The organism is Flavobacterium suncheonense GH29-5 = DSM 17707, assembly GCF_000430025.1.
Classification (GTDB): Bacteria; Bacteroidota; Bacteroidia; order Flavobacteriales; family Flavobacteriaceae; genus Flavobacterium; species Flavobacterium suncheonense.
In genome coordinates this window covers 102516-114913 of record NZ_AUCZ01000011.1, presented here as the reverse complement: position 1 = coordinate 114913, position 12398 = coordinate 102516, and the positions used below count along the sequence as shown (strand labels likewise).

Annotated in this window: 13 protein-coding genes; 3 read left to right on the top strand and 10 right to left on the bottom strand. The window is 40.6% G+C overall.

Translation table 11 applies throughout. From position 1 onward, the window contains the following. From G498_RS0108210 to G498_RS0108170, 7 genes are all read right to left on the bottom strand, one after another. Positions 1-1220 (bottom strand): hypothetical protein (locus tag G498_RS0108210; RefSeq protein ID WP_026980738.1); only part of this gene is annotated, 1220 nt, incomplete at its 3' end. Between the two features lie 256 nt (positions 1221-1476). Continuing rightward, the gene (locus tag G498_RS0108205) at positions 1477-2520 is read right to left on the bottom strand and encodes an o-succinylbenzoate synthase (RefSeq protein ID WP_026980737.1); all 1044 of its coding nucleotides are present in this window, start codon (positions 2518-2520) and stop codon (positions 1477-1479) included. A gap of 119 nt (positions 2521-2639) precedes the next feature. Continuing rightward, positions 2640-3317: a metal-dependent hydrolase gene (locus G498_RS0108195; RefSeq protein WP_026980736.1), complete on the bottom strand. Its 678-nt coding sequence runs from the start codon at positions 3315-3317 to the stop codon at positions 2640-2642. Between the two features lie 11 nt (positions 3318-3328). Next, positions 3329-4231 carry a 1,4-dihydroxy-2-naphthoate polyprenyltransferase gene (locus G498_RS0108190; RefSeq protein ID WP_026980735.1) on the bottom strand — a complete coding sequence of 301 codons (903 nt, stop codon included), beginning with the start codon at positions 4229-4231 and terminating at the stop codon, positions 3329-3331. A gap of 351 nt (positions 4232-4582) precedes the next feature. Further along, positions 4583-6109, bottom strand: coding sequence for a PH domain-containing protein (locus G498_RS0108180; RefSeq protein WP_035744665.1), 1527 nt, complete (start codon positions 6107-6109; stop codon positions 4583-4585). Further along, positions 6087-6638 (bottom strand): PH domain-containing protein, encoded by a 552-nt coding sequence (locus tag G498_RS14850; RefSeq protein WP_051269800.1) that lies wholly within the window; start codon positions 6636-6638, stop codon positions 6087-6089. Before G498_RS14850 ends, G498_RS0108180 begins: the two co-directional genes overlap by 23 nt. A gap of 98 nt (positions 6639-6736) precedes the next feature. Beyond that, positions 6737-7576, bottom strand: a complete 840-nt coding sequence (locus G498_RS0108170; RefSeq protein WP_026980732.1) for a 1,4-dihydroxy-2-naphthoyl-CoA synthase — start codon at positions 7574-7576, stop codon at positions 6737-6739. Positions 7577-7757: 181 nt separating this feature from the next. Here G498_RS0108170 and G498_RS15885 point away from each other — a divergent pair, with 181 nt between their 5' ends. The 3 genes from G498_RS15885 to G498_RS0108150 all read left to right on the top strand — a co-directional run bounded on the left by G498_RS15885 (position 7758) and on the right by G498_RS0108150 (position 9947). Then, entirely contained in the window at positions 7758-7958 is a 201-nt protein-coding gene (locus G498_RS15885) for an entericidin (protein ID WP_131387695.1), read from the top strand. A gap of 319 nt (positions 7959-8277) precedes the next feature. Further along, complete coding sequence (locus tag G498_RS0108155) at positions 8278-9465, top strand: serine hydrolase domain-containing protein (RefSeq protein WP_026980731.1); 1188 nt, start codon at positions 8278-8280, stop codon at positions 9463-9465. A 56-nt stretch (positions 9466-9521) separates the two neighbouring features. Beyond that, complete coding sequence (locus G498_RS0108150) at positions 9522-9947, top strand: PH domain-containing protein (RefSeq protein WP_026980730.1); 426 nt, start codon at positions 9522-9524, stop codon at positions 9945-9947. Between the two features lie 178 nt (positions 9948-10125). On the opposite strand, the gene ygiD is transcribed toward G498_RS0108150, so the two are convergent. From ygiD to G498_RS0108135, 3 genes are all read right to left on the bottom strand, one after another. Continuing rightward, the gene (ygiD, locus tag G498_RS0108145) at positions 10126-10959 is read right to left on the bottom strand and encodes a 4,5-DOPA-extradiol-dioxygenase (RefSeq protein ID WP_081694219.1); all 834 of its coding nucleotides are present in this window, start codon (positions 10957-10959) and stop codon (positions 10126-10128) included. A 131-nt stretch (positions 10960-11090) separates the two neighbouring features. After that, positions 11091-11918, bottom strand: a complete 828-nt coding sequence (locus G498_RS0108140; RefSeq protein WP_026980728.1) for a CvfB family protein — start codon at positions 11916-11918, stop codon at positions 11091-11093. 125 nt (positions 11919-12043) lie between these two features. After that, entirely contained in the window at positions 12044-12385 is a 342-nt protein-coding gene (locus G498_RS0108135; protein WP_026980727.1) for a DUF2853 family protein, read from the bottom strand. Positions 12386-12398: the final 13 nt, after the last annotated feature.

The following is a 12398-nucleotide window of genomic DNA, read 5'->3' as shown; positions in this document are numbered from 1 at the left end:
GCGGTGATTGGGAAAACGGTTGAAGTCGTTCCAACGATACTTCCGGCGCAATTATCCACAGCGGTTGGCGCATCGATTGAAATTACCGAGCATTGTTCCAGCACATCTGATAAGGATAGAGCATTAGGAGGCTGATTATCCGTAACTTTTACTTTAAAAGAACTGATTGTATCGCCACAGCTGTTTGAAGCCTTTACATAAACTGTCGTTTCTCCTACCGGAAATACATACGGGTTGGGTATGGTTGGCCCAAAATTACTGAGACTGTAACTCAGTGTTGGTGCCGGATTACCTGAAAAGGAAATAGTACTGCCTAAACTTACTGAAGCGGAGCAAACTCCACCATCATTTGGAACAAATATATCTTCTGCAGCTGTAATCGATGGCCCGGAATTCACATTAACTTGTGGCTGTGTGGCTAAATCCGGAAATTTTGTCGTGGAAAAATCATTTCCAACCCATGCTGATGTAGTAAACGTATAAGGATTAGAAACTAAAACAGGTGCAGTTGCCGTAAAATTTATTACTATTGATTCACCTATTCCTAATGCGTTTGAAGCTCCTCCCGTCCTACTGACATTAATGTTTCCGGAAGTATAACTGATTGCAAACCTAGTTGGCAAGCTTGTCGTCCAATCTGAAACAGAAGTAAATTCGGGCGGAACCGCAATTCTCATCGATCCGCATCTTGCGTTGTTTCCTGGTGGAGATCCTCCAAATGTTAAATTAGTAACTGTCATTGAGAAACTCGTGTTTGCTCCGGCACATATAATGGAAGGCGTTGATACGATTGAAGCCGAAAACAGCAACGCATCTGTAAAAGTCGTCTGAGCCATTAAGCCGGAAGATTGTCCGGTAGCCGTCACAACAAAAGTTACCCCTAAATGATAGGTGTTAAAATAGAACTGGTCATAAAAAATATTCCCGTTGGAATCTGCCACCGTATAGCGGTTATGACCATTGGTACAAACAGCTGGTGTTTCATCAAAATGCAGCTGAACCGTTTCTCCAGGCTGCCATCCGGAGCCGTAAAGACGTAAGGTGTCTCCGGGTTGATAATCCGGCCTGTCCGAAGCGATTGATGCCGAGGATTTTCTGAAGGATATTTTTTTCTTAGTTGAGGGATGATGGTCGTGACCAAACACTGCGATAGTCGCTAACAACATCAGCAAAATCGTGAAACAACCCCAAAATCCTTTTTTGTGTATTTGTGTTTCCATAGGGTAGAGATTTACTTAAACAATAGATATGCTTAACAACTTAACTAAAGCGTCAAGTTGCTCATTTATTCATAAAAATGAGGTAAATTGTTTTTAGGAGTTTAAGGCTTGTGTGGTATTTCGCTTCTTAAACTAAGTAGATAATCCGATGTATTTCTGAACACTAAATTATAACATGAAACCAAGTAAGCTTAACATTAATTGAAATTTTCGACAAAAGGAATAAAAAAAGCCGCATAACGCAGCTTTAGGTATTTTAGAACGCTCCTTTCACAATATCCCATTGATATTCAGGAATATAATTTAATTCTCCCTTGCTAACTTCAAGAGGACAATCGAAGTTGTTGGTGTAAAGTGCTCCGGTTCCTAATCCCTGCGGCATCGGATTGTTTAATGTGTAAGTCCATTGCGCAATGGCGTTCAAACCGATGTTGGATTCTAAAGCGGAAGTAATCCACCAGCCGATTTGGTATTTTTCAGCCAGTTCGATCCACTCCTGAGAGCCTTTGAAACCACCAACCAAACTTGGCTTTAAAATAATATACTGCGGTTTGATGGTTTGCAGCAATCGTTCTTTTTCTTCGTAAGTGAAAATTCCGATTAGCTCTTCGTCCAGCGCGATGGGTATTGGTGTTTTTTGACACAGAACCGCCATTTCGCTCCAATTTCCGGCTTTTATGGGCTGTTCGATGCTGTGTAATTTGAATTCCGATAATTTTTGCAGTTTGGATAACGCTTCTTCGAGAGGAAATGCTCCGTTGGCGTCTACGCGGATTTCGATGGTTTTTTCGTCGAAGTTATTCCGGATGAATTGGAGTAAATCGAGTTCCTGCTGAAAATCTATGGCGCCGATTTTCAATTTGATGCAGTTGAAACCCACCGCAAGTTTTTCTTCGATTTGCTGTTTCATGAAAACTTCGTCGCCCATCCAGACTAAGCCGTTGATGGGAATGCTTTGTTTTCCAGAAGTGAATTCAGAAGGAAATAGCAAAAATGGATTGTCACTTTCCAACGATAAAAAAGCCTGCTCCACTCCAAATTGTATAGAAGGAAATTCCCGTAAGGCTTCCCAAAGTTTTTCCTTTTCTAAATTGATATTTTCACAAACCCATTTTAATTTTTCTTCATAATCTGGGCGGTCGTCGATGCTTAAGGTTCGTAGGATACCGCACTCGCCTATTCCTTTTTTGCCGTTTTGCTCCAAAAGGATAAACCAGGTTTCTTTCTCGGTTAAAACGCCGCGTGACGTTCCCGAAGGCCGTTTGAAATGGAGAATATATTTTTTATACGATGCGTGAATCATGGTATGTTTACTGGTACAAAAACGGATTACTTCCTAGCCCCGATTGCAGTGGCACGAAGTAAAACGGAAAGCGGGAAAAAGGTTTCCAAAAAAGCCTGAACCATTCGCTCCCAAAATTATAAATCGATGGAACCGCCAATCTCCAAAAGCATCAAATCTTTGCCTTTGTCGAAAAATTTCTTGATGGCTTCTTCGTGGTTGATTTTAATAAAACCGAACGTATCGTAATGATAACCAAGCACTTTGTCGCACTCCAAAAAGTCAGAAGCGATGATGGCATCGTTGATATCCATCGTGAAATTACTGCCGATGGGAAGGATGGCCAAATCGAGTTTGGTACGCATCGGAATGAGTTTCATGTCCAGGGTTAAGGCGGTGTCGCCGGCGATGTAGATGTTTTTGTGTTCGCCTTCGATTACAAAACCTCCGGGGTTTCCGCCGTAAGTGCCGTCTGCGAAAGAGCTGGTATGATGGGCAGTTACGTATTTTACGGTTCCGAAATCGAATTTCCAGCTTCCGCCGTGGTTCATCGGGTGGTAATTCAGGCCTTTTCCGGCAAAATGCATCGCGATTTCATAGTTGGAAACAACTACTGCTCCGGTTCTTTTTCCAATGGCTTCCACATCCAGAACGTGATCCTGATGAGCATGGGTTACTAAAATATAATCCGCTTTTAAGGTATTGATGTCGATGTGGGATGCCAACGGATTACCACTGATAAACGGATCCACCAAAATGTGTTTTCCGCTTACTTCAATGCCGATGCAGGCGTGACCATAAAATGTAATTTTCATAAGATTGTATTTTACAGATATTTCTTTAAAAGTACTAAAAAAACATAAAACAATAAGGACAGTAAAAACGTGCTTAAGGCTACTTTTTTAAGTTCGGGATCGAAATCTTTGTAGGTTTGCGCGCGGTTAACCACTTTTATGTGTCGTATTAAAAGGAAAAAAACGATAATAACCGGGACAATAGACGTTTTGGTTAACATACAAAAAGTCAACATACACGGCATAGGCATGAAAACCAGAAAGTTATGATAGTGCTTTGCATTTTCCAGCCCCATTTTTACAACCAACGTGTTCTTCCCGGATTTTTTATCGTTTTCGATGTCGCGCATGTTGTTGAGATTCAGTACCGCCACACTTAACAAGCCAATGGAAATAGCCGGTAAAACCAACAGCCAGTCGAATTGTTTGGTGAACAGAAAATTACTTCCCAAAACGCTCACCAGCCCGAAGAAAATGAACACGAAAACATCACCAAAACCGCTGTAACCGTAAGCGCCTTTTCCAACGGTGTATTTGATGGCGGCAACAATGGAAGCGATTCCCAAAAAGAAAAACAACAGCGAATAGCCGAAATCTTTCTTACCAAAAGCTACGTAAATCAACGCTACTGCGGATAGTAACGACAACAAAGACGTAATAATGATGCCTTTTTTCATCTGCGAAACGGAAATGATTCCGCTTTGAATGGCGCGTTTCGGGCCTACGCGGTCTTCGTTGTCGGTTCCTTTTACGCCATCGCCGTAATCGTTGGCAAAATTGGACAGGATTTGAAAGAAAAGCGTGGTCAGCAAAGCCAAAACCACAATTTTCCAGTTGTCATGTCCTTTAAAATAAGCGTAACTGCTTCCCACAATTATCCCCGACACCGATAGCGGTAACGTTCTGAGCCTCGCGGCTTCAATCCATTTTTTCATATTCTTTTTCTAATACCCGACGCTTTTATACAAGTAAAAAACGGTCAGGCCATTTATCAATAAGGCGTAAAGCCAAATCGTTTTAAAACTAAATTTATTTTTAACATACATCACCAGATTGATTATTGGTAATGTAAAAAACAGCAACAGAAACGGGAACCACAATATTTCGTAAACAGCTCCCACTACAGCATATTGGTAAACATCAATTGAACCGAAAATTACCCAAAACGCTAAAAGTAAAACACTTAACAGGAAAAGCAATTTAGCTACTCGCTCAAAAAAATCGAAAATTTTTGTCATAACATAATCATTTTGAATCTTTTCACTTCTCACTTCTCACTCCTCATTTTACATCCAGTTTTTCTCCGTAGTTTCCACCTGATACAACCAAAGGTTCGCCAATTCTTTTACCCTATCAAAATTCCCCAGTCGGAACGATAAACTACCGCCTGCCGTTGCTATCGTAATGCTTCCGATATTTGCCCGTTTGTGCCAAAACAACTGACTTACTTTAACCGACTGGATTTTATGCGGTTCAATGATTTCCCGGTCAATATCCCAGGCTCCGCTTTGTCGGATGATGTATTGTTCATTAACAAACAAGCGGTAGTGTCGGTAACTGAAATACAGCATGATTGCCACAAAAGCCAAATAAAACGGGAGAAAAACCAGATAATTTAACGTTGCTTCTTCGCTGTTGAACACATAAAGCAACAACACGGAAACCGGAATTACGACGTAAAATAACACCGGAAAGAGCAAATAACGCCAATTCGGTTGCAGTTTTGCTCCTTGTTGCGGAATCTGACTGAAAAGCAACTTCAAAATCTCATCTTTCTCCACCGCATTGCAACCCGGAATTTCAAGGGCTGATTTTTTGTTTTCCTTATCGGTTTCATTGCCCGAAGCCTGCTTGATTTTGATGTTCAGGACGTCCATTTTCTTTTGCAGCCAGTTTTGACTTAAGGCTACAATTTGTACTTTTTCGGGTTTGATGATCGTATTTTTGGTGTTCAGCAATCCGTAGGACAACAATAAGGAATGGTTTTGTTTGGCCATTTTAAAGTCGAAATAGCGTATAATCGTTCGTACCAGATTGACTATCAGAATTAAAACAAATAAAACCAGAATAAAGAGAAACGCCGAATAAACGGCCATGTCGAAATTCAGATAACTGTCGATTTTTTCATCTACGGCATTCGCAGCATCACCAGCATCGGCACTTTGCAGAATCTGTTTGACATTTTCGTAAATGGTGATGAAAAATGCCATCAAAACACCGAAACTACGCACGTAATTGGACGTAACCCCGATTTTCAGTAAACTGACGAAACTGATTTTAATAAACGGTTCCTCTTTATCAGTTAGCGGAATTTCAGTCGATTGATTGTTTAGCTGCTCTTTCTTAGCCTCACTCAACAATTTCGTTTTCAGCGCAACCGCCAGATTGTGGGAAATCGCGCGGATGGAAACTTCTTTTTTATTGCTTCCGGCCGTATCCACATCCAGCGCATGCACGCCGATAATTTTCTGAACTAACGTCTGATTGATGTTAACCTGCTGGATTTTATGCAGTTGAATAGCAATTTTCGTCTTGTTTAAAACGCCTTTGCTGATGATGAACTCGTCGCTTTCTTCATCAATGTAAAAGGTAAAATTCAGATATTGCAGATACGCAATAATTCCGACCAAAGCGATTACGACAAGCAAACCCAAACCAAGGTACAGCTTGTTCATCTGGTTGAATTTGAACAACCAAACCACCAGCAACGGCCACATCGCACGGATAATCTTCTGAAAGGTATCGGTAAACATGACCAAAACACCTATCAGAGACTGTCGCTGCGGCTGATTAAAGTTCGCTTTCTCCGTCATGGTCAACAATCGGATTTTCGGGTTCTTCGCTGAGTTTTGACATCAGCAATTGCTTAATCTGTAAGGCTTTTTCTTTTTCAATGCCCGGAATTTCGATATCGCTGTCGCCACCGCCTGCTGTAAAAATTCCGATGGATGCCAAACCAAACATGCGGGCAAAAACGCCTTCATGCATCGCTACGTGCTGAATTCGGCTAAACGGAATTATGGTCGTGGTTTCGGAAATGATGCCACTTTTGTACAGCACATCGTGCTTCCGAAAGGCGTAACCTTTTTTCTTAAAACCAAGCTTTCCCAATACTACGGAAATCCCAAACAAAACCAACAGGATTACCATAAAATAACCCCAAAATTCACGGATTTCGTCATTAAAAAACAACACAATTCCGGTTACAATGCCAAGAATCACAAAGAAAATAATCCTGCTGATAAGCATTACTTTCCAGTAATCCGGATGCAACGGCTGCAACGGAACTTCCTGATACTTTGGCAGTTCGTCTATGTTTAGGGTTTCGTTGGTGAAATTCACGGTTTTTCTTTTTTAGTTATGAGGGATAAGCAATAAAGGGATAAGGGATAAGATGTAATTCAACTTTTCCCTTTTCACTTCTCACTTTTCACTTCTCACTATGGAATATATTTTTTCTCAAAATTCGGCTTGCGTTTTTCAAGGAATGCGTTTCTTCCTTCAATCGCTTCGTCGGACATATAAGCTAAACGGGTGGCTTCCCCGGCGAAAACCTGTTGTCCTACCATGCCGTCATCGGTTAAATTCATGGCAAACTTCAGCATTTTGATGGAAATCGGCGATTTTTCAAGAATTTCCTGCGCCCACTGATACGCGGTGTCTTCTAATTCCGCATGAGGAACAACAGCGTTCACCATACCCATCTCATAAGCGTCCTGAGCGGAATAATTTCTTCCCAAAAAGAAGATTTCACGGGCTTTTTTCTGTCCTACCATTTTGGCTAAATAAGCCGAACCGTAACCGCCGTCAAAACTGGTTACATCGGCGTCGGTTTGCTTGAAAATGGCGTGTTCTTTACTGGCTAACGTTAAATCGCAAACTACGTGCAAACTGTGTCCGCCGCCAACGGCCCATCCCGGAACTACCGCTATTACCACTTTCGGCATGAAGCGGATTAAGCGTTGTACTTCCAATATATTCAGTCTGTGATAACCGTCTTCTCCAACATAACCCTGATGACCGCGTGCTTTCTGGTCGCCACCGCTGCAGAATGACCAGATTCCGTCTTTCGGTGAAGGACCTTCCGCAGACAATAAAACCACACCGATGGAAGTATCTTCGTGGGCATCGTGAAAAGCCTCTAAAAGCTCTTTTGTGGTTTTGGGACGGAATGCATTACGCACCTCCGGACGGTTGAACGCAATACGCGCCACTCCGTTGCATTTCTTATACGTGATATCTTCAAACTCCTTTACGGTTTGCCAGTTTATTGTACTCATACTATTAAAATTTTACCGTAAAAATAATACAATTTGAGCGGTTTGGGGCTAAGAAATACCACTAAAAATTTTAACACAAAAGTTTTTCCTGTCGCTTTACTTTCATTTGATTTTTTCGTAATTTTAACTACTTCTTTCACAAGAAGTTAGTTCACTGATTTATTAATTAAAAAGTTATTCTTTGAAAAAATCTGTAATTTTTGTCGCTCTTTTAGCTGGGATGTTTTTTGTTAGTTGTAAAAACTCTGCGGATGTGAAGCCGGAAGAAACAACCACCGAAACAATCATGGAAGAGCAAATGGATTCAGTTGCAACTGACAGCATTAAGGCCGATGAAGTAGCACCTATGGGAGTTGAGAAGGACACATTGACAAAAAAATAAAGTCAATTTCTTTTAAGTTATTTTAAAAACCACGGGTAACGAAGTGAATGTCGGATTAATGAGATGAAGTTTCGACTATCCATTTAAAAGACAAAGAAATTTTAAGACAATTCTGTTCAGTACTATTTTTCGGCTGAGAGAATTCGTCAGAATTTATTTTTTTAAAAAAAATAAACAAGGAAGGCTGTCTCGAAAAAGACAGCCTTTTTTATTGTAACCTGCCAGATGAAACACTGCAAAATTTTAACAGAAATAATTCCCTCCTTCCATTTTGAAAATTATCGCAGTTGGTTATATTTGCTTTTTACCTAAAATTACAATGAGACTTTCAAGATATATTACCCTTATTTCAATTTCACTATTTCTAAGCTGCAACAAAGACAAATCAGGAAAAGACGGAAAAACCAACGACACCTTACTGTTAGCCGACAAATACGAAGTGAGTTTACCCAAACTCAGTAAAAAGTATTTAACGGAAAACAAAAACTACGCGGAAAACTTCTACAACAAGTATTATAATCCGAAAGATTACAGCGGTGGCTTTTTAGTCGCGAAGAACGGCCAGGTGATTTACGAAAATTACAGCGGCTTTGCCTACAAGGAAAAAGGCTGGAAAATTGATGCGGAAACGCCGCTTCACATCGCATCGGTCAGTAAAGTTTTTACGGCGGTTTGTGTTTTAAAGTTGGTTGACGAAGGCGATATTGAACTGGACAAAAGTGTACAAACGTATTTGCCTACATTTCCTCATGAAGCGACAACCGTACGTATGCTTTTAAACCACAGAAGCGGCTTGCGCAACTACGCCTATTTTACGGATGACAAAGGTGTTTGGGACAAAAAGAATACCCTTACCAATCAGGATGTTCTGGACTTATTGGCTACGAAACCCATTGGACTGGAATCGAAACCCGGAACGCGATTCGGTTACTGCAACACCAATTATGCACTGTTGGCGTTAATCATTGAAAAAGCTACCGGAAAATCGTATCCCGAAGCCATGAAAGAAATGATTTTCGAACCTCTGGGCATGAAAAACACTTTTGTTTTCGACAATCTGGAAAAGAAAGACGAAGTAAGTCAGTCGTACAAAAACAATTATTTACGACTTGCTTTTGAATTTCTGGATCAGGTGTATGGCGATAAAAACATCTATTCTACACCGAGAGATCTGCTGAAATTTGATATCGCGACGTATTCGGATGAATTCTTAAGTCCGGAGATGAAAACAGAAATGTTTAAAGGTTACAGCTATGAAACCAAAGGACAGCGCAATTACGGTTTAGGAATCCGTATGCTGGAATTTGAAACCGGACAGAAATATTTCTTCCATAACGGCTGGTGGCACGGAAACACTTCCTCATTGGTGACTTTACGAAAAGAAAAAGTTACCATTATAGCGCTTTCCAACAAATACACGCACAAAACCTACAAAACCAAGAAATTGGCGCCTCATTTCGGCGATTATCCGTTTAAATTTAAAGACGAAGAAATCGGAGCAGAATAGTTCGGACTGTTAGATTGTTGGATTGTTGCCAACTTTCATTATTGATTTTAATTGCTATGAAAACCTATCGTTCTACCCTGAATCCAATTATAGTACCGTTTTTGGTAATGGTTGTTTTTGGTTCGGTTGCTTCCTTTTTTGTGGAAAATGAAGGGGAAGAAATGCCGGTTGCCGTTTCCATTTTCCTGAGCGTAATTTCCCTGTTTATCGTTTGGATGCTTTTCGATACCAAATACCAGATTAAAGGAAATGATTTGCTTTATTTCTGCGGTCCTATTCGTGGGAAAATAGACATCCTTCAGATTCGTAAAATTGAGAATGTAAAAACCTGGTTCGTAGGGATTACCCTGAAACCGGCTTTAGGCTCATACGGTTTGAGCATCACTTATAACAAGTTTGATGAAATTTACCTTTCACCCAAACGCAAATCGGAATTTGTGGCAGAATTGCTCAAAATCAATCCGAATATTCAGTTAACTTAACCGCAAAGTTCGCAACGATTTATGCAAAAGGTGGCAAAGATGGTTTATGTAAAGTTCGTAAAGGTTTACGTGAAGTTTGCAACAATTTATTCGACAATCTTTTAAGATTTACTTTTTTACGACATTCCAAAATCCGTAAAAATCCGCGTTGCTAACATCCGTATTATCTGTGTTCCATTTATCCGATTTTCACCGAAGTCATCGTTAACGAACCGCCAACCGCTTTGTCGTTAAAGAAGCTAATCTCGTCTTTCGAATCCTGCAACGCTAAATTGTAGAGCATCGGGTAATAATGGTCCGGTGTCGGAATGGCTAATTTGGCTGCTTTATTCAGGGTTTCATAGTCGATTAGCGCTTTGTGGTTCCCGTCTGCAATTTTGCTTTTGAAAACCGTATTCATTTCGGTCGCCCAATCGTAGCCGTATTCCGATTCATTCAGCTTATCCCACGCTACCATTCTCAGGTTGTGCACCATGTTCCCGCTTCCGATGATTAAAACGCCTTTTTTGCGCAGGGAAGCCAATTGTTTTGCCAAATCATAATGGTATTGCGGCGGTTTGCTGTAATCGATGCTTAACTGTAAAACCGGGATATCGGCATCAGGATACATGTGGCGTACTACTGTCCAGGTGCCGTGATCTAAGCCCCAATCGTGGTCTAAACCAACATCTGTAGAAGTGATTAATTGTTTGGTAGCCAGTGCTAATTCAGGACTTCCGGGCGCTGGATATTGTACCTCAAACAATTCCTGGGGAAAACCACCAAAATCGTGAATCGTTTTAGGATTGTTCATCGCAGTGATATGTGTGCCACGGGTTAACCAATGCGCGGAAATCACCAATACCGCTTTGGGTTTCGGAATTTCAAGTCCCATTTTGGCCCAGTTTTGCGAAAATTCATTGTCTTCGATACCGTTCATGGGTGAACCATGCCCAATAAACAGAACCGGAAGCTTTACGTCTTCTTCTTGTAAATCCCGTGTCCAATTGTAAAACGGATGTAAACTTGCCATAACGGTTCCTCCCAAAATTGTTTTTATAAAATCACTTCTTTTCATTCCTATACAACAATTGTATATACAAATGTAATAATAAATCAAATACTAAAAATTAAATTAGAATATTTTAACAGTATAGAATTGATTTACAACAGATAAATTCCGTCTTCCTTAATGTCGATAAGTTTTTGTTTGTAAAGCGTTCCGATGGCTTTCTTGAACGTTTTTTTACTCATCTGAAGCACGGTTTTGATGTCTTCAGGATGGGAATCGTCATTTAAGCGCAGGAAACCGCGACTGGCTTTTAATTCGTCCAGAATGCTTTGAGCCGAAGCATCGATGCGTTCCATTCCGAAAGGTTGTCTGGAAACGTCAATTTTTCCGTCCGGGCGGATGTTTTTGATGTAGCCGATGATGCGGTCACCGGTTCGCAAATCTTCAAAAACTTCATTTTTATACAGCAGTCCTTTGTGTTTTTCGTTGATGATGACATTGATGCCAACTTCGGTGATATGGGAAACGATTAAATCCACTTCCTCACCTACTTCCACGGTAATTTTGTCGTTATTCAAAAACTGATTGGTTTTACTGGATGCTACCAAACGCTTGGTTTTTTCATCGATGTACATGTAAACCAGATAACGTTTTCCCTGTTCCATCGGGCGTGCCTGTTCTTTGAACGGTACAAACAAATCCTTCTCCATGCCCCAATTCAGGAAGGCGCCGAATTTGTTGGTGTAATTTACGCGCAGTAAGGCAAATTCATTCAGAAAAATATACGGCTCCAAAGTGGTGGCTACCGGACGTTCTTCATGATCCAGATACACAAAAACGGTGATCTCATCTCCAATCTGAAAGTTCTCCGGTACATATTTGTTGGGCAGTAAAATATCGGTTTCCCCATCGGATAAATATAAACCTACTTTGGTGTCCCGTGCTATTTTCAGAGTATTGTATTTGCCAATTTCAATCATATCTTGCGTTTATTATATCTGTTCTCCTTTACGGCTCCAGTCAAAGCGGCAAAGTTACAAAGTTTCAAAGTGGTTTCAACAAAAAAGCGCCCAATTCGGACGCTATCTTGTAACTCTTCGGTTTTTTATTTGTAAACACTTTCTTTTTTGAAGTGAAGCGTCAGCAGATAATACACCACCGCACGATACTTGTTCTTATTGGATTTTCCGTATTTTTCAATTACCGCGTTAATGCCTTTCATCAGATCCGGACTGTCTTTTAATCCTAATTTTTTAATCAGGAAATTGTTCTTTACGGTTTCAAGTTCTTTTTCAGAAGAGCCGGAAACTGTGGAAGCATCCTGATTGTAGATGGACGGTCCGCAACCGATGGTTACTTTGGTCAGCAAATCCATGTTTGGGGTTACACCACACTTGTCTTTTAAATCGGCGGCGTATTTGGCAATCAATTCGTCTCTTTTACTCATATTGCGAAATTTT